The organism is Amphibacillus sp. MSJ-3 (assembly GCF_018919165.1).
In the GTDB taxonomy this organism is placed as follows: domain Bacteria; phylum Bacillota; class Bacilli; order Bacillales; family Amphibacillaceae; genus Amphibacillus.
Genome location: NZ_JAHLQM010000012.1, coordinates 39,870 through 61,045 on the forward strand (window position 1 = coordinate 39,870; position 21,176 = coordinate 61,045).

General features: G+C 36.5%; 18 protein-coding genes and 1 pseudogene. 10 read left to right on the plus strand and 9 right to left on the minus strand.

Going from position 1 to position 21,176, the window contains the following annotated elements; translation table 11 throughout:
• Positions 1-52 precede the first annotated feature (52 nt).
• The gene (locus KQI76_RS05210; protein ID WP_216399259.1) at positions 53-1,462 is read right to left on the minus strand and encodes an ISLre2 family transposase; all 1,410 of its coding nucleotides are present in this window, start codon (positions 1,460-1,462) and stop codon (positions 53-55) included.
• Positions 1,463-1,603: 141 nt separating this feature from the next.
• Between KQI76_RS05210 and KQI76_RS05215 the strand changes: the two genes are divergently transcribed.
• Positions 1,604-2,923 (plus strand): DUF3427 domain-containing protein, encoded by a 1,320-nt coding sequence (locus tag KQI76_RS05215; RefSeq protein WP_216399260.1) that lies wholly within the window; start codon positions 1,604-1,606, stop codon positions 2,921-2,923.
• Positions 2,924-3,514: 591 nt separating this feature from the next.
• On the opposite strand, the gene KQI76_RS05220 is transcribed toward KQI76_RS05215, so the two are convergent.
• A complete protein-coding gene (locus tag KQI76_RS05220) occupies positions 3,515-4,120 on the minus strand; it encodes a DUF4352 domain-containing protein (RefSeq protein ID WP_216399261.1) in 606 nt (201 codons plus the stop codon).
• Positions 4,121-4,918: 798 nt separating this feature from the next.
• Between KQI76_RS05220 and KQI76_RS05225 the strand changes: the two genes are divergently transcribed.
• The 3 genes from KQI76_RS05225 (at position 4,919) to KQI76_RS05235 (ending at position 7,298) form a co-directional block, all read left to right on the plus strand.
• A complete protein-coding gene (locus KQI76_RS05225; protein WP_216399262.1) occupies positions 4,919-5,860 on the plus strand; it encodes an FAD:protein FMN transferase in 942 nt (313 codons plus the stop codon).
• 231 nt (positions 5,861-6,091) lie between these two features.
• Complete coding sequence (locus tag KQI76_RS05230) at positions 6,092-6,574, plus strand: hypothetical protein (protein ID WP_216399263.1); 483 nt, start codon at positions 6,092-6,094, stop codon at positions 6,572-6,574.
• A 133-nt stretch (positions 6,575-6,707) separates the two neighbouring features.
• Entirely contained in the window at positions 6,708-7,298 is a 591-nt protein-coding gene (locus KQI76_RS05235) for a hypothetical protein (RefSeq protein WP_216399264.1), read from the plus strand.
• Positions 7,299-7,536: 238 nt separating this feature from the next.
• Here KQI76_RS05235 and KQI76_RS05240 read toward each other — a convergent pair whose 3' ends face one another.
• Both KQI76_RS05240 and KQI76_RS05245 read right to left on the minus strand, forming a co-directional pair.
• Entirely contained in the window at positions 7,537-7,941 is a 405-nt protein-coding gene (locus KQI76_RS05240; protein WP_216399265.1) for a LysR family transcriptional regulator substrate-binding protein, read from the minus strand.
• Positions 7,942-8,021: 80 nt separating this feature from the next.
• Entirely contained in the window at positions 8,022-8,501 is a 480-nt protein-coding gene (locus KQI76_RS05245) for a LysR family transcriptional regulator (RefSeq protein ID WP_216399266.1), read from the minus strand.
• 308 nt (positions 8,502-8,809) lie between these two features.
• Between KQI76_RS05245 and KQI76_RS05250 the strand changes: the two genes are divergently transcribed.
• The 3 genes and pseudogenes from KQI76_RS05250 to KQI76_RS05260 all read left to right on the plus strand — a co-directional run bounded on the left by KQI76_RS05250 (position 8,810) and on the right by KQI76_RS05260 (position 13,109).
• Positions 8,810-9,433: an NADPH-dependent FMN reductase gene (locus KQI76_RS05250; protein ID WP_216399267.1), complete on the plus strand. Its 624-nt coding sequence runs from the start codon at positions 8,810-8,812 to the stop codon at positions 9,431-9,433.
• On the plus strand, positions 9,430-11,853 hold the full coding sequence (locus KQI76_RS05255; RefSeq protein WP_216399268.1) for a flavocytochrome c: 2,424 nt from the start codon (positions 9,430-9,432) through the stop codon (positions 11,851-11,853). The genes KQI76_RS05250 and KQI76_RS05255 overlap by 4 nt, the downstream gene beginning before the upstream one ends.
• 35 nt (positions 11,854-11,888) lie before the next feature.
• A pseudogene (locus tag KQI76_RS05260) lies at positions 11,889-13,109 on the plus strand (L-lactate MFS transporter).
• A gap of 266 nt (positions 13,110-13,375) precedes the next feature.
• On the opposite strand, the gene KQI76_RS05265 reads toward KQI76_RS05260, so the two are convergent.
• Together KQI76_RS05265 and KQI76_RS05270 are read right to left on the minus strand one after the other, a co-directional pair.
• Complete coding sequence (locus KQI76_RS05265) at positions 13,376-14,317, minus strand: NAD(P)H-binding protein (protein ID WP_216399269.1); 942 nt, start codon at positions 14,315-14,317, stop codon at positions 13,376-13,378.
• Positions 14,318-14,401: 84 nt separating this feature from the next.
• Positions 14,402-15,295, minus strand: coding sequence for a LysR family transcriptional regulator (locus KQI76_RS05270; RefSeq protein WP_216399270.1), 894 nt, complete (start codon positions 15,293-15,295; stop codon positions 14,402-14,404).
• Between the two features lie 344 nt (positions 15,296-15,639).
• On the opposite strand from KQI76_RS05270, the gene rlmH reads away from it, so the two are divergent.
• Positions 15,640-16,119: a 23S rRNA (pseudouridine(1915)-N(3))-methyltransferase RlmH gene (gene rlmH, locus KQI76_RS05275; protein ID WP_216399271.1), complete on the plus strand. Its 480-nt coding sequence runs from the start codon at positions 15,640-15,642 to the stop codon at positions 16,117-16,119.
• A 117-nt stretch (positions 16,120-16,236) separates the two neighbouring features.
• Here rlmH and gloA read toward each other — a convergent pair whose 3' ends face one another.
• The 3 genes from gloA to KQI76_RS05290 form a co-directional block, all read right to left on the minus strand.
• A complete protein-coding gene (gene gloA / locus KQI76_RS05280; protein WP_216399272.1) occupies positions 16,237-16,617 on the minus strand; it encodes a lactoylglutathione lyase in 381 nt (126 codons plus the stop codon).
• 147 nt (positions 16,618-16,764) lie between these two features.
• Positions 16,765-16,980, minus strand: a complete 216-nt coding sequence (locus tag KQI76_RS12035) for a DapH/DapD/GlmU-related protein (RefSeq protein ID WP_216399284.1) — start codon at positions 16,978-16,980, stop codon at positions 16,765-16,767.
• A 669-nt stretch (positions 16,981-17,649) separates the two neighbouring features.
• A complete protein-coding gene (locus KQI76_RS05290) occupies positions 17,650-18,849 on the minus strand; it encodes an AraC family transcriptional regulator (RefSeq protein ID WP_216399273.1) in 1,200 nt (399 codons plus the stop codon).
• A gap of 110 nt (positions 18,850-18,959) precedes the next feature.
• On the opposite strand from KQI76_RS05290, the gene KQI76_RS05295 reads away from it, so the two are divergent.
• Positions 18,960-19,934: an NAD-dependent epimerase/dehydratase family protein gene (locus KQI76_RS05295; protein ID WP_216399274.1), complete on the plus strand. Its 975-nt coding sequence runs from the start codon at positions 18,960-18,962 to the stop codon at positions 19,932-19,934.
• Positions 19,935-20,415: 481 nt separating this feature from the next.
• Complete coding sequence (locus KQI76_RS05300; RefSeq protein ID WP_216399275.1) at positions 20,416-21,162, plus strand: helix-turn-helix domain-containing protein; 747 nt, start codon at positions 20,416-20,418, stop codon at positions 21,160-21,162.
• The last annotated feature ends 14 nt before the right edge of the window (positions 21,163-21,176 follow it).

Below are 21,176 nucleotides of genomic sequence, written 5' to 3' on the forward strand. Positions count from 1 at the left end.
ATTTTAGGTTACGTTCTGAAAACCAAGAACCTAACCTAAAATGACAGGGTGATTATTTAAAGTTCTTAGCTAGATTTCCTATGGCGGATGAATGAGGTGCATACACCGCAATGTCGCCTTGTTTTGTCCCAATAGACGGGCGTGACGGTTGACGAAGGTAAGTGGACATTCGAACTACTTTTTTGAGCTCTCGTTGCTTTCTTGTGCTTCTATGCAGATCTTTTAGGTAAGCCTTTCTCAAGGTCCCGTTTAGCTTGCCTTGCTTCACTTTGACCATTGCTTCGGCACCATCTGCACTCCAATGCATTCCTCGTTTCTTCATTCGGTAAGTAATATGACGCTGATTCGATTCCATTGCTCCCAAGCTTCTCGCATCCTTTGGCGGGTTATCGACGTACTCTCTCCAGTCTATGATACGATCCCAATTGTTTAGGATATACGAACGGAACTCTCTGACTTTCTTCAGCTTCTTGGCATCTTCAAGCGTGCTTTCATAGGTATCGAGCCATAAGTTAAAGTGGTCTAGATCATGTTCTTTTAATGCTTTTCGTATTTCGTCCTTATATTCACTTTTCGCAGCTCCGAGTGCTCGATTTAGTTCCTGAAACACATGATAAGAGTCGAGTTGATTGATTACTGGATGTTCCGATTGTGAGAAGGCTTCCTGGAACTTTTCAGCTGTGTATCCGGCACCAGCGTCACTGTTGGTAACCACTTGAGTCTTTTCCAAAGAATAATGATGGGCTGTTAGTGCTTGAACTTCTTTCCAAAAATTCGCAGTCGGTTGGATTGTCATAATCGCTGTCGGGTTACGCAAAGAAACACGTTTTCCATTCTTATCCCAGCCTTCATATAGGATCGCATGACTTACCTCATGACTCTTCTTTTTTTCTGTTCCCCGTACAAATACGCCATCAGCTTCGGCATAGAGAAAACCTACTTCCTTCCCCTCTGGCAATTCAGCGGACTCCTCTAGCTCAATGACCATCCCTTCATCCGCCTTGGCTTGTGCTTCTCCGACTTTCTTCACAATCGACCCAACCGTTGTATGACTAATGTCTACAGCTGTCCATTCTTTCAGTATATGAGCTGTTTCTCGATACGTACTTTCCGCAGCCATTTCCGCAACTTTTACTTCTACAAATGGGCTTCTACGTTGATATTTCTTAAAACCTGCCCATTCATCAAATGGATAGTGGGCATTTCCTTCTAAATCATACATCAACGTGTGTGTATATCTAACCACACCAAAAGTAAATTGGACTTCTCTTTCATCATTTCTTTCCACGGTCCAACCCTCCGCTTGTTTTTCCTTCACAATGACAGTGTTCATATTAGTGAAGACATCCCCTAACATCGACGCAAACACCTCATACATAAAGATGCGCACACTTTCCTCAAAGTCAATTAAATTGTCAGTTTGGTGTATTAATGTGTATAATTTTGATATAATAGTATTCATGAAGAGGCCTCTTTCTATGTGTATTTGCCCGTGAAGCATACATTTATGATAGAGCGCCTCTTCTTTTTTGGCTAGGATTTTGTATAATTACCCCCGAGAACTATTTTACGCATACACATTCCTAGTGTGAATCAGGTCGTTATGCTTAGACAAACACAATCCAGTATTATATTCATTCAACAATTAGGGCGAGGATTACGTAAGCATGAATCGAAAGAATTTGTTACAATTATTGATTTTATAGGTAATTATAAGAATAATTATATGATCCCGATGGCCTTATCTGGTGATAAATCGCAGAATAAAGATAAGATCCGTAGATATACTAAGGAAACGAGTTATATAAAAGGTGTCTCTAGTATAAACTTTGAGGAAATTGCTAGAAAACAAATCTATCAATCCATTAATACGAATAATCTTACGTCCCAAAAAATATTAAGAGATGCCTATCTCCAATTGAAGAATCGACTTGGCCGTATTCCCTACTTGATTGATTTTATAAAAAACCACTCTATTGATCCTATCGTAATTGCTGGAAAACACGGTAACTATTATAAATGGTTATTAAAAATGAAAGAAGAGATTCCTGTTCTAAACGCTTTTGAAGAATCAGTGCTAACTATGTTGTCGATTGAATTATTGAACGGTAAAAGAAAACATGAGTTACTTTTGTTAAAACAATTATTAGATAGAGATCAGGTCTCACAAGAGGAGTATATATATCTGTTGAAATCAGAGCGCTGTCAGGTAGATAAACGGATCCTTCAATCCGTTCAACGTATTCTAGATCTATCTTTCTTCACAAAAAAAGATCAAGAGAAATATGGCGGCAATGCAATTGTTGAACAATCACAGAACGGGAGCTATCGTTTTTCAACTCAGGTTCAGGAGAGATTAATGATTAATCCCTATTTCGAAAAGCTGTTCAGAGATGTGATGATCACGGGCCTTGCTAGGAATAAAAAGTATCAACCGAACACGCCATTTACAAGGTATGAAAAATATACACGAAAAGATGCTTGTAAACTATTAAATTGGGATAATGACGAGAGTTCAACAATGTATGGTTACAAAGCAAAACATCAAACCTGTCCCATATTTGTGACTTACCATAAAGGTGACGAAGTAGAATCAAGTGTAGACTATGGAGATGAATTTATTAATCAGGAAGTCTTTAAATGGTATACAAGAAGTAAACGGACACTAGCTTCTGAAGAGGTCAAAAAAATAATCCGGGCTGAAGAGAACGGTATGGCTATTCACTTTTTTATAAAAAAAGATGATGATGAAGGGAACGACTTCTATTATTTAGGGGAAATGCTGCCGGATGAAAAAACAATTAGTGAAGACCAGATGATCGATAAAAATGGGAAGAAGATCCCCGTTGTTCATATGAATATGTTATTAGATCAACCAGTTGAACATGGCTTGTATCATTACCTCATGACTAGTAGCAATTGAAAAACAAGTCCTGAATCAACTCATGGCTATTGAGATACAAACGGATTTTAGGACGCACAGATTGGTTAAGAAATGATTATGAATACAGATAGGGAGAAATTTATAGTGCTAAATTTCTCCGCACTATTTTCAGCAACGCTTTGATTTTAACAATCTTACCTTTCCCTAGGTGTTACCTGATCGTGATCATTAGCACATGTGGTTTTTAAAAGAGTTGCCTAATTCTTTGCGTCTGACGGTTATGATAGTAATGGGCTAATCTTTGTTCGATGATAAAAGTATTATTCACTCGTCGACTCGCGCGAAACCTCATAATTTGGTTGAATTGTTTAAGCTTCCTTAGCATTAATTCCACTCTTCTCACCCTTTGTTTCGTTGATAAATAAATCATAACGAAATCACTGGAAAGAAAAAACAGGCTGGTGATGGATTTTCTTTCATCCATTTGATGGATAGGGTGATCATCCCTAAGTTGGAGGTAAATTCCTCTTTAGTGGTAATTAAAAAAAGATATGACTCTGAAAAATATCCTCAGGATCATATCTTTTTGCTATTATCTACTCGCAGTGAGCAAGTGTAAAATCATTAAACTTAGTCAAGTGTTTTTAAGTTTAGTTCACTTGAAGGGATTGTCCAGATTGCTTTCCCTAATTTTGAAAAATGAGAAAACTGTAGCTCATACTTTTCTGAATTAGGCACATCAAATGGGACTTCACCACGTAATGTTTCCCCAGGAATTAAAGATCCCTGAAGATTACCTCTAATCCCTTCTGATAAATAAGTTGGGGAATATAGGTAACCGTCCTCATCCTTTAGTTCAATACTTAATTTTGAGGAGATTTCTTTATCTTCATCTGTTGTATTTGTGATTGTTAGATTTGCAACGACGAACTGATCATTAATTTTTGTATCATATTCGCCACCTTGCTCAATTCTTACTTCATTTAAGGTGATTTCTAAACCATCAAAGTCAACAGTATCGCCGACGAATAGGTCTCCTTCACTAATTTCGACTTTTTCAATTTCATTGTAATTTGACAAATTTACAATGGTCTTTTCTAGTGCTTTTTCGATGTCTTCTGTCTCGATACTTCCTTCTAGTTCTGAAGAGTTATTAACTTCTGATCCATTATTACAAGCTGCAAGTCCAAGTACTAATATTACTCCTAGAATAAAAAATCCTATTTTTCTAATCAACTTATAGCCCCCATTTATAATATTTATTGATTAATGGTGAATAAGCTAGTTTTGATTCAAATATTAATGCTTGTTTTGACTATATAAAGAAAAGATTTATATGTCCTTTTAAGAAAATAAAATATAGGTCTAATAATTGCTTGTTAAGTAGATTAAATTTGAATAAATTAGCCATATAACACCATTAAAGTTAAATTTAAAGCACTAATATGAATTGTAGACCATATATGACATAAATAAAATAGGCCATTCATTATATTTTAAAATCATGAATGATTTGGTAAAAGTGGCATGAATGTAACTTTAGTAATGTTTTTTTTATAGATATTGTCAATGGAGATCGCCAAATCTAAGCTGGGAGAAGTGAATTTTGGGAGATCTGATCCAGAGAAGTTAAAAAAATCATCTGTAAAGTGATTTGTTTTTCCGAACTGAGCTACTTAAGCAAAGGTCACCATGCCCTCAGAAGAATATGATGAAAAAACTGAACATATGGTTATGCCTTGATTCTTTAGATTTTTGAGCAGTCGAAAGATTGAATGGCTAGACTAAATAAACTTTTATACCGTATCATGATTATAAGAAGTGCTTTATCGCAGTACAAGTGTCAGTAAAACTCCTACCTGAAGTATTCGAAGGAAAGTAAGCATGGTAAGTGGGAGATCAACTGATAGTAAGGGCTCGATTGGCCCAGCCCCCACTGATTGAAGTTTTACTTTATCGGCTTTGAACGTCTAAATAGATAAAAGCTAATCATAATACTTGATTTGAATTTAGTTAACCAAGGAGGAAAATGGGATGCCAGAAGCTAAATCTACACTGTATTTAATGGGAACTACAATTAAAATATGGATCAAAGCGCGATATCCTAAGGAATTACTAGAAACCGTAGAAGCACAGCTACTTGATTATGAAAAAAGATTTAGTGCAAACAGTGAAGGTTCTCAACTCGCAAAAATCAATCATGCTTCTGGTCAAAAGGCTATTCCGGTAGAGGCAGACTTATTTGAATTAATCAGAATTGGAAAAGAGCAAAGTCTAGTAGCTGGTAGTTTTCTAAACATTGCAATTGGCCCATTAATCAAGGCGTGGCGGATTGGATTTGAAGATGCGAGACAGCCGTCAGCAAGGGAAATCCAAGCCCTGTTAACAAAAGTTGATCCAAGGAAAATTCATCTAGATGAAGATCAACAGACAGTTTTTTTGGCGGAGAAGGGAATGGCGCTTGATTTAGGTGCGATAGCTAAGGGATACTTTGCAGATAAAATCTTAGCCTTTTTAAAAGCCGAGGGTGCAGAATCTGCCTACATAGATTTAGGTGGTAATGTCTTCACATTTGGCGATGCCCCACATCATAAAGATGGTTTTTGGCGCGTAGGAATTCAAAATCCTTTTTTACCAAGAGGGCAATTTGTATCTGTACTTAAAATTAAAAATCGATCCATTGTCACTTCAGGGATTTACGAGCGAAAATTAGTGCTAGGTGATCAAATCTACCATCATATTATTGATAGTCGTACAGGTTATCCCAGTCAGACGGATTTAGCAAGTCTGACGATTATTTCCAACACATCGCTTGAGGGGGAAATTTGGACAACCCGCTTGTTTGGCAAAAGTGCAATCGAATCCATTCGTGAATTAAATGACATCCCGAATATAGAGGGGATAGTGATTACGACAGATAGCCAACTCGCTTATACAAATGAGCTGGCCTCATACTTAGAAGAAGACAGCAAATAGAATGGAAAATGGGGCTGGGACATAACTAACCAAAAAAATGGTTTCAAGGATTAAAATTTGCTTGAAACCATTTTTTGTTGGATTTTTTCTTTCTTCTATTATGAAAAAGCTCTCATAATTACTTGACACAGTCCATGAATACAATTGACTTTATATTACCAGTCCTATATAATTTAATTACCGAATAATGGCAGTGTATTTATGCTGAAACTTAAATCGGTATTTATGGCCATGTTAACTTGTTTAATTTTTATTGGACGATCACCACAGGTATCTTATGCTTCAAATATGAATGAAAGCGTTACACTGAAATATTGCCCTGAAGTTTGTTCGTATGTCACTGCTTACAAATCACACACTACTTCTAAAAAGACAGAACCTACTCATATCGCTACTAATAACAGTAATTCTCCTGACAGCGTAACTAGGACGGTTGCGATTACACATTCAGCCACAGTAAATATAGGTGGAGAAGCATCCTTTAATGCATTAGGGTCAGACGCTAAGATTTCTGCGAATGTAGGATATGGATATGATAAAACAAAAAGTATCTCCATGGCTTGGTCAATACCAAAAGGAAAATGGAAGTTAAGGGCAGGAAGTAGTTGGGTGAAGGCTGAAGGTACAAGATATAAAGTTGTACCACCTTGCAATCATACAACCCTACAAGTGTTATGGCTAGTTAGACTAGGGCTACATGGTCAGATAAGGTAAAACAATCATACCAAAATAGACATCACTTAATATAGAATAAGATTTTTCATAGATAACACCTGTCTTTGGTACAATCTGGAGGTTAGTTCCTCTTATTAATCTTAGACTATATAGTCTTAAAAAGGAGCTTGCAATGATTAGGTATATTTGGATAAGTATTTTATTTCTATTTGTTTTAACTGCATGCCAACCAGACACTGAAAATCAGACGTTAGACGAAAGTTCAAATCCTAACGATATATCAGTGGAAGCAGAAGAACCGATGAGCGAGTCAAAGGAGCAAAGCGTATCCTTAGAGGGTAAATTAGTTCCACCTAATTTCTCTATTACACATTTTGAAATGAAATATTTAAAAGATGAGCGTTTACTTTTATTTAATATGAACTATGAATTTGACTCGGAGATATATGATATATTAACAGATGGTAATCAAGAAATGCATTTTATTCTTGAATATCCCGAAAGTATAATAGATATATTGGATCAATCACATAGTGATGTGCTTATTGCCGAAAAACCGTCAGACTACAATACGAAGTATCGGGTTATATTTATTGAAGAAATAGAGTTGACAGAAGACGAACTAGAAAAGATTGAAGATAATATCTCTAATTTTAATTTATTAATAGCAGATCGTGAAAGGGATATTATTGCTCAATTTATTGATCTTTACGGTTTTAATCAATATGACCCTGAAAAATTAAATAACACATCTCTTGATTAATCCGTAAGAAGATTATTTTTAAAATTACAGATTGTGTTGCTTTATCAATCGCTTGTTGAGCAGTGTGTCAAGATAAAGAACAATCTCTTGAAAGTGTCCACCCAAAGTGGAGATCATGGGGTGATACTTCTAAATGAATTAAAAAATGATGAAACGATTTATAGCTTAACTATAAGAAAAGGGAGTCCAGCATTTACTGAACTCCTTTTTTTTATTTTAGCTGGGTATTGCCTCAGCCTCATCTTTTATGGTCAGAGCCAGTAAAGTAATTGGTTATTTTTTGGTCAGATTGGGATAAGGATTTTAAAAATAGATCAATTAGCTCTTCTTCAACTGAACTAAGTGTTCGATTTGTTGCATGTGAAATAAAGTAATCCAGTGAGATCAACTCTTCAGGCAATAAACAGAGATTGTAATCACTAGAACTAGGTAGGACGCGTACGCTTTTAGGAACAAAGGTTATGGCCATTTTCTTTGCGAGTTCAACTACAGTAAAGATATCACTACTTTCTAAAGCAATTGTTGGTTGTATTTTATACTTTAACAGTAAATAATCTACTTGGCGACGAATAGCTGAACCACGACTGGTTAAAACTAAAGGTTCACTTAGTAGGTGTTGAATTTTGATCGTACCTTCTTTCAAGATTGGTTTATCTTTGATATAAAACTTAGAGCATTTTGGAATAATCGCGTAATAACCATGTTTCCCCCACTGGTGGATCGTCAGATTGGGGGGGCAGTTTCGGGGTTTTGGCCAAGATAAAAGTCAATCTCCCCTGCAATAACTCTCTCTTGACTCACTTTCGGTAACGCTTCGTGTATTTCAATCGTGATTTCAGGGTGTTTAGCTATAAAATCGGGCAGAAATAATGGTAATAGGTATGTCCCTAAACTGGGTAAAACCCCGATTCGAATGATTTTTTGATTAACCGTATTGAAGCGAGTCATTTGTCGACGAAATTGGTCTTGTTTTACTTCTAAAGAATTTAAATATTGGTAGTATAATTCTCCAGCTTCTGTCAATTGTAAGGGGGTTATGCGGCGATTGATGATTTCGACATCTAATTCCTGTTCTATTTTCTGAATCGTCTGTGTCAAGTAGGGTTGTGATATATAGAGATCTTTAGCTGCTTTTGTAAAGTTCCCATGCTTTAGTAAAGCGTTTAGATAGTTTAACATGTCGGGGGAATTAATTTGAGCCATAAGCCACCTCGCTTCTGATTTTTTTTGACACATAACAAATTTGTTATCAATCCATAATTAAATAAATATTTCACAAAGTTATGTTTTTTCTTTAAAATGAAAGTGTAAAAGGCTTGTCATTATTGTAAAACATCAACTTGGGGAAAAGCAATTCATTTACCCTAGCATACTTGCTTATGGTAAATCCCCGCTGAGTAAAGGTTAACTTTATTGAAAAGAACCTCAATAAAGGCTCTTGTCAAAAGACAAGGGTATCTATTTGCTGATTATTGTTCAACATTTCACAAACAAAGAGGAGGAAGTTTAAGATGAAATTTATTGGTATTGTTGGAACGAATTCAACGGCTTCAACAAATCGCAAATTACTATTATTTATGAAAAAACACTTTGCTGAGCAAGCAGAAATTGAAGTTGCTGAGATTGCAGATTTCCCCGCTTTTAATGAACCATCAGATCAAAAAGCACCAGCGGGGATTCAAGAATTGTCAGAGAAGATTGAAGCGGCAGATGGAGTGATTATTGCAACACCAGAATATGACCACTCTATTCCAGCTGTCTTGAAAAGTTTAATCGAATGGCTGTCATATACGACTAGACCTTTGATTAATAAACCTGTGTTAATTGTTGGTGCATCCCATGGTTCGCTAGGGACTTCACGGGCTCAAACACATTTACGTCAAATACTGAATGCACCTGAACTAAAGGCATTGATGATGCCAGGCGTAGAGTTCTTATTAGGTCAATCTTTGCAAGCCTTTGATGAAGACAACAACTTACTCTACCCTGATAAGGTCTCAGAATTAGAAGAATTATTTTCAGAATTCAGGTTGTTTGTGACAATTAATCAAAAATTAGTTGAAGAAGGTCACTACAATACGGAAGAACAAAAGAAATTTTCATGGGAGCAATCTGAAGGAGGTACATTGTCATGAAATACGTTGGAATCGTCGGAACCAATGCAGAGCATTCATATAATCGAATGTTATTACGGTTTATGCAAAAGCATTTTAGTGAAAAAGCAGAAATTGAAATTTTGGAACTAAAAGATGTGCCAATGTTTAATGAAAGCAATGATCAGTCAGATAGTGCAGTTATCCAGCATTTTAATAAGGAAATTGAAGCGGCAGATGGTGTGATTATTGCAACACCTGAACATAATCATTCAATTCCTTCTGCACTAAAAAGTATTATTGAATGGCTTTCCTACAATTTGCATCCTTTTGATGGGAAACCAACAATGATCGTAGGTGCTTCTTACGATGTTCAAGGATCTTCACGGGCACAGCTTCATTTACGTCAAATCTTGGATGCACCTGGAGTAAATGCTGCAGTCATGCCAGGTTATGAATTTTTACTTGGCCGTGCTCATCAGGCATTTGATCAAGAAGGAAATCTAAAAGAAGAAAAAACGATTGATTTCTTAGAAAGTTGCTTCTTACGCTTTTTACGATTCACTGAAGTTGCTAACATTATGAATATTCCTGAAGAAGTGAAGTTTCAACCAGGAGAATATCACGTTACAGCGGTTGGCCACAATGGAGACCTACCAATGACCGTTCGTTTGACTGAAGATCGAATTGAAAAGATAGATATAGATACAAGCGGTGAATCACAAGGGATTGCAGATGTGGTATTTACTCGAATTCCTTCACAAATCGTAGAAGGCCAGACCTTAAATGTAGACCTACTTTCAGGTGCATCTGTAACAAGTAATGGTGTGATTGATGGGGTTGCTAAGGCTGTTAAACAAGCAGGGGCGAACCCAGATGTACTGAAGAAGAGACCAAAGGCAGCTAGTGCAAGCAAGAAGGAAGATGAGGAATATAGAACAGACGTTGTTGTTGTTGGTGCGGGTGGTGCAGGATTATCAGCTGCTGCCAGTGTATTACAGCAAGATAAGGATGTTATCGTCTTAGAGAAATTCCCGGCAGTTGGTGGGAATACGGTTCGAACAGGTGGCCCGATGAATGCCGCTGATCCGAATTGGCAAAAGAACTTTGAAGCCATTGCAGGTGAAAGTCACACACTAGAAGAAATGGCAGCGATTGATGAAAGTGAAATTGATCCGGAATATCTAGAGGACTTTCGAACTTTCAAACAGGAAGTGAAAGACTATATCGAAGCAACTAAGAATCAAAAAGCCTATCTATTTGATTCAGCTATTTTCCACCGCATGCAAACATATCTAGGCGGAAAACGAAAAGACTTACAAGGAAATGTGATCTACGGACAATATGATTTGGTAAAAATCTTAACAGATAAAGCATTAGAATCGGTCGAATGGCTAGAGGATATTGGTGTTGAATTTGATAAAGAAGATGTAACCATGCCAGTCGGTGCCCTATGGAGACGGGGGCATAAACCTTTGAAGAACGAAGGATATGCATATGTTTCTGCTCTTCAATCATTTGTAGTAGAAAATGGCGGACAAATTATTACTGATACTGCAGTTGAAGAACTGATTTTTGAAGATGGCAAAGTAGTTGGTGTGATCGGAAAGGGATTGAATGGACAAAAGATTACTGTTCATGCAGGTGCAGTGGTTCTAGCATCTGGTGGTTTTGGTGCCAATACAAAAATGTTAAAAGAATATAACACCTATTGGACAGAAATTGAGGACGATATTAAAACGTCCAACTCACCAGCCATTACAGGAGATGGAATTGTGCTTGGGCAAAGTGTTGGGGCTGATTTAGTTGGCATGGGCTTCTCACAAATGATGCCAGTTTCTGATCCGGAAACAGGTGCTTTATTTAGTGGACTACAAGTACCACCGCAAAACTTTGTGATGGTCAATCAAGAAGGAAAACGCTTTGTCAATGAATACGGCAGTCGGGATACCTTAACACAAGCTGCCATTGATAACGGCGGTCTATTTTATCTGATTGCAGATGATGAAATTAAAAAGACAGCCTATAACACAAGCCAGGAGAAAATTGATCAACAAGTAGCTGCAGGCACTCTATATAGAGCAGACACACTAGAGGAATTAGCAGAGCAATTAAAGATGGATCCAGCCGTCCTAGTTGATTCGATTAATAAATATAATTCCTATGTTGACTTAGGTGAGGATCCTGAGTTTGGTAAAGATGTTTTTGATTTGAAAGTGGAAGTCGCACCATTTTATGCAACACCAAGAAAACCAGCAGTGCATCACACAATGGGTGGTCTGAAAATTGACACAGAAACACATGTGTTAGATCAAGACGGCAAGATTATATCAGGCCTCTATGCCGCAGGTGAAGTTGCCGGTGGGATTCATGCCGGAAATCGATTGGGTGGTAATTCCTTGACTGATATATTTACCTTTGGTCGAATTGCTGGTCAAACCGCATTGAAAGATTTGAAATAATTCATCGAATAGCCTACTTTAAGGGGAGTGTAAAAATGGATACAAAAATTAATCGTTGGCAAGTTCTGATCGCTTCCACACTGATCTTACTGTGTACAGGAGCAATATATGCTTTTAGTGTTTTCGCAGAACCCTTGTCTTTAGCTAAGAATTGGGGAATGCCAGCTGTAATGTTAGCATTTACTATTAATTCAGCAGTTGCCCCGATTCCACTGATTTTAGGTGGTTTTTTAGCTGATCGCGGATTAGCGAAATGGACAATAACCATTGGTGGGATTATGTTTGGACTAGGGTTTCTTTTAACCGGTTATGTAACAAGTACGGCAATGCTTTACGTCACTTATGGACTTCTAAGTGGCTTGGGACAAGGATTGGCTTATTCGGGATGTTTAAGCAACACGATCAAGCTCTTCCCTGACAAAAAAGGCTTAGCATCTGGGATTATTACCGCCGGCATGGGGGGAGCTGCAATCATTGCGGCCCCTATTGCCAATGCCTTGATTCAAAACCAAGATGTTTTTTATGCCTTCCGGATTTTAGGGATTATCTATACCATCGTTGTTTTACTTGCCAGCTTCTTTATTAAGGCAGCACCGAAAAATTATCAACCAGCTGGCTGGACACCTTCACTTACAAATCGTAAGGAAGCCCCAGCAAATAAAAATTGGTTGGAGATGTTACAAACACCACATTTTTATTTAATTTTCTTTATGATGTTTACCGGTGCGTTTTCAGGATTAATGATCGCATCAAATGCATCAGTGATTGGTCAACAAATGTTTGCCCTATCCGCAACCACAGCTGCTTTTTACGTTAGTTTGTATTCACTCAGCAACTGTATTGGACGAGTGATATGGGGAGCAGTATCAGATAAGATTGGCCGGATTCAGACCTTATATATTATTTTGACTGTTGTTATTTTAGCATTTGTTGTCATGTTAGTTATGTCTTCACAAGCTGGATTTGCATTAGGTATTATTGCCTTAGGAATCTGCTTTGGTGGAGTAATGGGTGTCTTTCCACCGATTGTCATGGAGAACTTCGGCCCAATCAACCAAGGCATCAACTATGGGATTGTCTTTGTTAGTTATTCAATTGCTGCCTTTTTCGCTCCACGGGTAGCAGCGAGTATGGCTGCAACATGAAATGGTGACTTCTCTGGAGCCTTTTATGTAGCGATTATCATAGCCGCTATCGGTATTGCCTTGACTTATATCTACGTTCAATTAAACAAAAGAATTGAACAAAAAGCGTAAACATAGGATGACAAGACGATAGATTGTTCGCAGGCATTTTTAAATATGACCATAAATAGCCTTGGTGAGAAAAAAACTCATCAAGGCTATTTTTTCACCGAAGATTAACTAAATGTAGGCCCCCAACTCAATCACAGAAGGGAAAGGATCGGATAATCAGCGGGTGTTCAAGAGTCGGTAAAGGCCTGACTCATTCAAAAGAGATGAAAAAACCCCTACAGTGTAGAGGTTTATCTTTTATAATCATTGATTGTATTATCTATTTTTTAGTCATCTTTGGAATGACGATCGCCAACTTGGAAATCATCTGCATGCTCAAACATATATTTGACAGTTAGGGGAGCTTGTCCAGTTAGTTTTTTAAAATCATCTGTAAAGCTGTCCATTTTCCCTAACCGAATCGCTTGGGCAAAGGTTACCATGCCTTCAGAAGAATAGGGTGCTTCAGATCCTTTTTTAAACTGACCGTCTGTTGTTCTTGGTACGCCCATCGCATCAAATATCGCGTAATTTTCTTCGTCAGTAATTTCTTGATAAATCACATGGTTACCAGTGGCTTCGTTACCAATTTTAATAAAATCAGATATTGTTAAAAGCTCAGGGCCATTAATATTTAAGATCGCTTCATGATAATCGTTGCTGACAAGGGCATGGGCAACAGCCTTAGCACAGTCCTTCCGTGAGATATAGGCCATTTTTCCATCGCCTTGACTATTTTTTAAGATACCATCAGCTTTAACAAAAGTGAAGTAATTGGTAATCATCGCTTCTGCATATTGGGAATTACGCAAGAAGATATAATCTAGGCCAACGCTTTTAATATAATCTTCTGTATAGGCATGATCAATTTTCTCGATACTAGGATTGCTTTCGTCAGCCGCATTAACTAATGATGTATAAATAATTTGCTTAACACCAGCCTCTTTAGCTGCGTCAACTACATTTTTATGTGCCTTTTGACGCTTTTCGCCAACAAAAGGCATTGAGATCAATGCTAATTTATCCGCTCCAGCAAATGCTTCACTGAGGCCATCGATCTGATTAAAATTCGTGATATGTGTTTCTATCCCTTGTTCTTGATATTCTTTTAAGGATGATGGATCATAACCGCAAAAGATCACTTGACTTTTATCAACTAAAGTTAACAAATGCTCAGCAGCCTGTTTACCTAAATGTCCATCAACACCAGTTAATAATAATTTTCCCATCTTCAACACTCCTTTAGTCAATCTATCTTACAACTTTATTATATGTGAATTGATGAACATTATCCAATATAAAAAACGAATTCCCTATTGGGAAATCCAATGATGGATGTGGTGGAGAAAAGATTGCAAGGCAGGGTTCGGATTATCTTTTAAATACCCTATTTCGATTTTAAATAAATGATGCGAATCTTCTAATGGAATGAGTCGGACCTTATCTTCAGGATAAAGGAGTTGATAATTATCTGGGAAAAAACCAATTAAATTTTCTGTCAAGATATGAAACAACTCTGTTTCAACATCATCAACCGTTCGTAAAATATTTGGTTGAAAGCCATCCTTTATCGCATGCTCAATCATTAAATCATAAGAATTGCCAATCACATTTGGATTTAACATCACAAGCGGATATTGATATAAATCCTGTTTAGCAATCGATTGATGATCAAAAAGCGGGTGAAGATGACTGACTACGGCACAGTACTGACCTTGATAGATAGGAATTGTTCGAATATTTTCTTTACCAACAAATGCTGAATCGAAGGCAATCGCAAGATCATAAATCCCCTTCTCCAAATACTCAGGGATATTTTTCAACAAAACTTTACCGATCTCCAATTCAATGTTCGGATACTGTTCTTTAAAGTTAGGGGTGAGTGTGATTAAACGCTGTAAATCAGTAATAGCCGAATATTCAATTGACAATGTTTGTTTACTTTTTTGTTGATAGTTCGCTAACTTTGCTTTCATATGATTGTATTGTTTCCAAAGAATCGTTGCCTCACCATAAAAGAGCCAGCCCGCTTGTGTTAGCTCAATCGGAATCTGCTTGCGATCAAACAATACTGTATTGAACTCCTTTTCTAGTGAAGCAATTTGTTGACTAATTGTCGTTTGTGAGACAAAATTCTTCTTAGCCGTTTCTGTGAAATTTCTACACTCAACTAAATCGATAAAATATTTAATCTTCTCAATGTTCATCTCAATCCCCCGGATCGTTTTGATAGGAAGTGCTCAAGTTATTATAACATGCCTAATTAATAAAAGGATATCACACCAAATTGACTAGAAATGTTACAATAATACAAAATATAGTGTTTCCATCTGAAGTAGATACTTGATTTTAAGAAGTTAAAAAAAGTATATCGTCACTAGCTATAAAAAAGGATGCAATGGAGAAGAATACTTTAGACTAAAACCACTTGAAATAATTTGACACTAGATCTAGCAGCTAGGCTAGCGATATGATGACACGATTATCCGAATGAAAAGAGACATATCATTAGGAAAAAAGTCAACAAATAAATAAAATAATGAGGTTAAGAATGAATATCACAATCATCAGCGTCGGAAAACTAAAAGAAAAATATTTAAAAATGGGCATCGATGAATACAAAAAAAGACTAAGCACATACACCAACTTAAATCTAATCGAAGTCCAAGATGAAAAAGCACCAGAAAACCTATCCCAGGCAGAAATGGATTTAATCAAAAGAAAAGAAGGCGAACGAATTTTAGCAAAAATCCCAGCCGATACATTTGTTATCACACTCGAGATCAAAGGAAAGCAACTTTCATCAGAACAACTAGCCAAGCAACTTGACCAACTCGCAACACATGGGAAAAGTAAAATCGCCTTTGTAATCGGTGGATCACTAGGACTCAGTGAAGCGGTGATGAAGCGGAGCAACCTCGCCCTATCCTTTTCAAAAATGACCCTACCACACCAACTGATGCGACTCGTACTGTTGGAACAGGTGTACCGAGCTTTTAGGATAAATAGGGGGGAACCGTATCATAAATGATGAGGTTTTAGAAAGAAATGAATTTACAAGGTATTTTGTATAATGATAAGCGAAAAATAAAAAAATGTAAGCATATTGGAAACATCCGACATGCTTACATTTTAATGATTCAAAGTATTATTTTGCACGCTTGACTTCAATGCGATAACCGTCAGGGTCGGTCACAAAGAAATAGCTTGGTGTATCACCTGTAAGTCCTTTTAACTCACCTGTCTCGTAGACAGAAGCTTTACATACTTCATGCATTTTCTCAAGGTCATTGACGCTCACACCTAAATGACTGAAGCCATTCCCGACATTATAAGGCTCGTTATCGTAATTGTAGGTGAGTTCAATCTGTACAGAAGAACCAGGAGAATTCAGATAAATTAAATCAAACTTTTTTTCAGGAAATTCTCTACGGCTGGCTACCTCGAAATCAAATAGATTAGTATAGAAATCTAAAGTAGCATCAATATCTCTGACACGCAGGCAAATCTCAACGAGTACTTGATTCATAATATCATCTCCCAATAATTTCTTATCTCAAGTCTAGCATAAATAGGGCAGATAAGCATGTATTTAAACTGTGTGATTTCTTTCTAATATAACAATAGCCAAAAAATACAGCATGAATCTGTTCAAGCCCATCTTGCCAATTCATTTTTATTCTATATCTAATTCCAAGTCTTTATAGTAATATTCGATATCCTTATCATTAATTTCTCTCATAACTCTACGTAGGTTACCAACTGTGACAACATTGGCGAGTATATCCTTCGTGACCACATCCCCAGCACCGATAACTGTATTATCCCCAATAGTTATACCTAGAAGAACGACTGAGTCTACCCCGATCCAGATATTGTTTCCGATCCAAATTGGAAGGTTGTTTTAAGCATTTTTGCTCCCTTAACTCTGGATGTATTGGATAGGTTCCAGAAGAAAGAGTAACATGTGGTCGGAACATAACTTTGTTACCGATAAAGTTATCATAATCATCAACGATCGTTAAATTAAAATTAGTGTATACATCATTGCCAAGGTGTACATTTTTTCCTCCCCAATTTGCATAGAGGGGTTACTGTATGTGGAAAATTTCCCGCCACCTTAGTAAATATTTACCTAGCATTTAACTTCTTTTCTCCCGCTCGCTTGGACGTGTGTTATTAAAATCATGTTGCAATTCTAGATATTTCCTTATTTGTTGGAAGTGCATGATGGTACAGACAATGAGGGAAAATATGATCAGGCAGTGGCTTTATTTGAATTTGTGCTTGAATATCAAGGAGTAGGAGTAAATCACTTTTTCTATGTTACTTGTGTTTGGGCTATACAAAAGAATAGAGTAAAACGATCCATCACTTGAAGATAGTAGAAAACGAAATTATGGGTAATGGTGGATTATGTCCAAGATATATTCATATGTTTTAGAACAACCCGAATTAGAAGATGTTCATGAGGATCCTGAGTTTTTATCTATATTTAATAAATAGAATGAATTTATTAATAATATTCTTCTGCAAAATAGCAAAGTCGTAATCTATATGATTACGACTGTCTTTGCCTATAAACCTTCACAAATTGCTTAGGTGTGTAATCATACATTGCTTTGAATTGGCGTGTAAATGTGGCACTATTGTTAAACCCTACTAAACGTACAATTTCTGCAACAGACTTATTTAATGTTAGTAATAAGTTTCTAGCAATCAACAACCGAGTCTCATTCAGTAGCTCGTTGAAGCTTTTTTCGAACGTCTTGTGCAAGAGTCGAGTGATCTTTTTTTCAGTGAGGGACAAGCTTTCGGCGGCGATGCTCAAAGTGATTGGTTTTTTGTAATTCTCTTGAATATAAATATAGATTGACCATGCGTCTGCGCGGTTTTTTTTCTTATACACCGTTGGTTCTTGGTTGCGGAAATTTAATGATATGACACCACGGATCTTTTTAAATTGTTTATAAAAATTTGCCTCTGTTTGGTAGCCGCAAATTCTACTGATCTGATTAATTGATAACTCTTCAAACTGGAGCAAGGCTGTAGCATTACGAATTCTGACGCGGTTTAAATTTTCATTAAAGCCAACACCAGTTAGTTGTTTTAAAACTTGTTTTATCTCTTCTTCTGGTATGTTCAAGGCATTTGAAACGGTTGATAATGTCAGCTTACTTTGATGATGAACTTGGATGTATTGCAAAATACGCCATTGGTCGTTGCCCTTAATGATAGCCGCATTTTTTTGTGGGATATTTTTATGGTAAGTGTAAGATAATAACGAGACAAGTGCTAAATTCAATGATTCTGTTAAATGTTGATTTAATTTCTTTTCTTGAAAGACTTCTTCACAAATAAACGTCACCTGACTCCGCTCTCTCGTTGATAAAGATTTAATCGGTGAGACTTGATCCATTTCTTTTACCTTGGCTAGATATAGCTCCCGATTCGTATTTGTCAATAGCAATAAGCCAATTGAAAAGGTGATCCGGTACAGGTCAATAGTGCTATCCTTTTTAGCGATCAATCCACGGACATGATAAGGCATTAATAAGAGTAAGTCACCCGCCTGCACGGGAAATAGCGTGCCGTTAATATTAATTCGACCTTTACCATTGTCAATATAGATGAATTCAATTTCATCTCTATGTACAAGTTGTTCTTTTGTATTTAACTGTTCTTTGACTATTTTAAGTTGGTTGGCGCGAAAATGATCGGAATAGTAGTCTGCGCCAACATAAGGGAATGTTTCGATCATTAAAAATTCACCTTTCGAAATTAGTTGGTGTTTTGTCCTTTTTCATCATATTTCTCATAAATATTCATGATATGATTAATGTGAATTGTATCACAAAGGAGTTGTAATCAATGAAAAAGATATTTATTTTAGGTGGTACTGGTTTCTTAGGTTATTATACTACAAAAGAATTACTGGCAAGAGGTTATGGTGTCAAAACAATGTCACTTCCACCAATGCCGACCGACGATTTACTACCAAGTGAAGTCGAATGTACTCTAGGTGATATTAATGAACTATCTGATAATGAAATTAAAGAGCTATTAAGTGATTGTTACGGTTTTGTGTATGCTGCGGGTGCTGATGAACGAATTGTCCCTCAAAAACCAGCTTTGAAATTTTTTTACGAAGCAAATGTACTGCCAACACAACGCTTGGCTCGATTAGCTAAAGAGGCTGGCTTGAAGAAATTCGTCTTATTTGGTTCTTACTTTGCTGAATTTGCTGAGCGCTTACCTCAGTACGAGTTAAAAAAACAAGCTTATCCGAATACCCGCCTTTTACAGGAACAAGTTGCCTTTGCTGAAGGTGAAGGAAGTATGGATGTTATCTCATTGCGTTTACCGTATATATTCGGTACAATGCCGGGGAGAATGCCACTTTGGAAAATGTTCACTGATCAAATCAAAGGACGCCCTGTTTTCCCTGCATTAAAAGGTGGAACAGCTGTTGTAACAGCGGAACAAGTAGCTGAAGCGGCGGTTGGTGCATTAGAGAATGGTAAACACCGTCATACGTATGCTATTTCTAGTTATAACATGAAATACAAGTTTTTCTATGAATTAATGGTTGAAGCATTAGGTCAAGAAGAGACAACGCAAATCGTTGAAACACCTTATGAGCAAATGAAGTCAACATACGAGCAAATTGATCAAGCAGCAGAAGCACAAGGTAAGGAGCACGGAATTCATATGGTAGTTAGCTCCAAACTTCAAGAGGAAGATCTTTATATTGATCCAAAAGAAACAATGGATGTTTTAGGTATTAAAGAATATGATGTTGTCGCATCGATTAAAGAAACTCTAGCAAAGTGTGTAGAAGAGTAAGTCGTTAAAAGATAACTTTAGTAAAAGTATTTTGTAATGAACAGTGCTAACGTGCTTTGTGTTAGCACTGTTTTAGCTTTTATCTGAATGCGTATACCTATTTTAATTCCAATTTCCGCGATATGAAACAGATAAGTAAACTCGGGTAGCACTATGGGATAAAGTGATTAATCAGCGTATAATCAGGAATAAGAAGTAAAACCATTAACATTCAAGCATACATCAATCCATTATCCAATAATCTCTACATAAAGTATTCCAATGCCTATTTTTTACCTCTTAAATCACCATGATGAACCGCATTATAAGTAGAGGAGACTTTTTATCGAAAAGAAAACATGGAGACGGTTCTCGCATTACATTTGCTAGAAGTATATTACCCATGTCTAACATAAAAAAAGTAAGGTCTCTGTTGCCTATATTGTATTATTGTAATACAATATAGGAAAATGTATTACAATAATACAAAGAGGAGCTTCTAATGCAGAATAAATTAAAAGTGTTTAAAGAAAATCATAGCTTTACAAAGGAAGAAATTCAACAGCAATTTGATGACTTTGTTAAGTGGAATTTTTATGAAACTCATAGTGAAATCGAAGAAACTTACAAACATAATATGCTGAAACTATTTGATAAATTTAAAAAAACACTTGATAATACTCAATTACCTAAAATTACAGATGATTGGTGGTTTTATGATTTTCATATAGATAATGATGGAGTAAAATTGACTTTGAATTTTTGTGATGAGTTTAAGATAGAAAGTGAAATTGATAGAACTTGGAGTATGAATTCTATTGAAGACTTAACGCTATTAGATGTTAAGTGTGATTATTTAGATGTTAAAGAATTTGCTAAAGTTCATAATGTGACAGATACGACGGTCAGACAATGGATCAGACGTGGAAAAGTTAGAACTGCAAAAAAGGTAGGAAGAGATTGGCTGATACCTTCAATTACTAAAAAGCCAAAACGTGGTTTTACAAATGTTACTTATAGATGGAGATACCTACCTGAAGGTATTAAAGATAGGTTTCCATACTTAATAGATCACAATGCATTGTATATATTTCAAAATGAAGAAGATAAATCATTGTATGATATTATTCTTGGATTTCCAGGAGAGCTAAACCGAGCTAAGATAACCTTATCCACTGCAGAGAGAGAAAGTTTAGAATTGGCTTTAATTGGAGGTTCGTTTATAGATGATGTAGAGGAGTTGTTATAAATTACTGTGTTATG

Bases quoted from the DNA above. Each gene is read 5' to 3' on its own strand.
- KQI76_RS05210 (WP_216399259.1), bottom strand. From the start codon at position 1,462: ATGAATACTATTATATCAAAATTATACACATTAATACACCAAACTGAC.
- KQI76_RS05215 (WP_216399260.1), top strand. From the start codon at position 1,604: ATGCTTAGACAAACACAATCCAGTATTATATTCATTCAACAATTAGGG.
- KQI76_RS05225 (WP_216399262.1), top strand. From the start codon at position 4,919: ATGCCAGAAGCTAAATCTACACTGTATTTAATGGGAACTACAATTAAA.
- KQI76_RS05230 (WP_216399263.1), top strand. From the start codon at position 6,092: ATGTTAACTTGTTTAATTTTTATTGGACGATCACCACAGGTATCTTAT.
- KQI76_RS05235 (WP_216399264.1), top strand. From the start codon at position 6,708: ATGATTAGGTATATTTGGATAAGTATTTTATTTCTATTTGTTTTAACT.
- KQI76_RS05245 (WP_216399266.1), bottom strand. From the start codon at position 8,501: ATGGCTCAAATTAATTCCCCCGACATGTTAAACTATCTAAACGCTTTA.
- KQI76_RS05250 (WP_216399267.1), top strand. From the start codon at position 8,810: ATGAAATTTATTGGTATTGTTGGAACGAATTCAACGGCTTCAACAAAT.
- KQI76_RS05255 (WP_216399268.1), top strand. From the start codon at position 9,430: ATGAAATACGTTGGAATCGTCGGAACCAATGCAGAGCATTCATATAAT.
- KQI76_RS05265 (WP_216399269.1), bottom strand. From the start codon at position 14,317: ATGGGAAAATTATTATTAACTGGTGTTGATGGACATTTAGGTAAACAG.
- KQI76_RS05270 (WP_216399270.1), bottom strand. From the start codon at position 15,295: ATGAACATTGAGAAGATTAAATATTTTATCGATTTAGTTGAGTGTAGA.
- rlmH (WP_216399271.1), top strand. From the start codon at position 15,640: ATGAATATCACAATCATCAGCGTCGGAAAACTAAAAGAAAAATATTTA.
- gloA (WP_216399272.1), bottom strand. From the start codon at position 16,617: ATGAATCAAGTACTCGTTGAGATTTGCCTGCGTGTCAGAGATATTGAT.
- KQI76_RS05290 (WP_216399273.1), bottom strand. From the start codon at position 18,849: ATGATCGAAACATTCCCTTATGTTGGCGCAGACTACTATTCCGATCAT.
- KQI76_RS05295 (WP_216399274.1), top strand. From the start codon at position 18,960: ATGAAAAAGATATTTATTTTAGGTGGTACTGGTTTCTTAGGTTATTAT.
- KQI76_RS05300 (WP_216399275.1), top strand. From the start codon at position 20,416: ATGCAGAATAAATTAAAAGTGTTTAAAGAAAATCATAGCTTTACAAAG.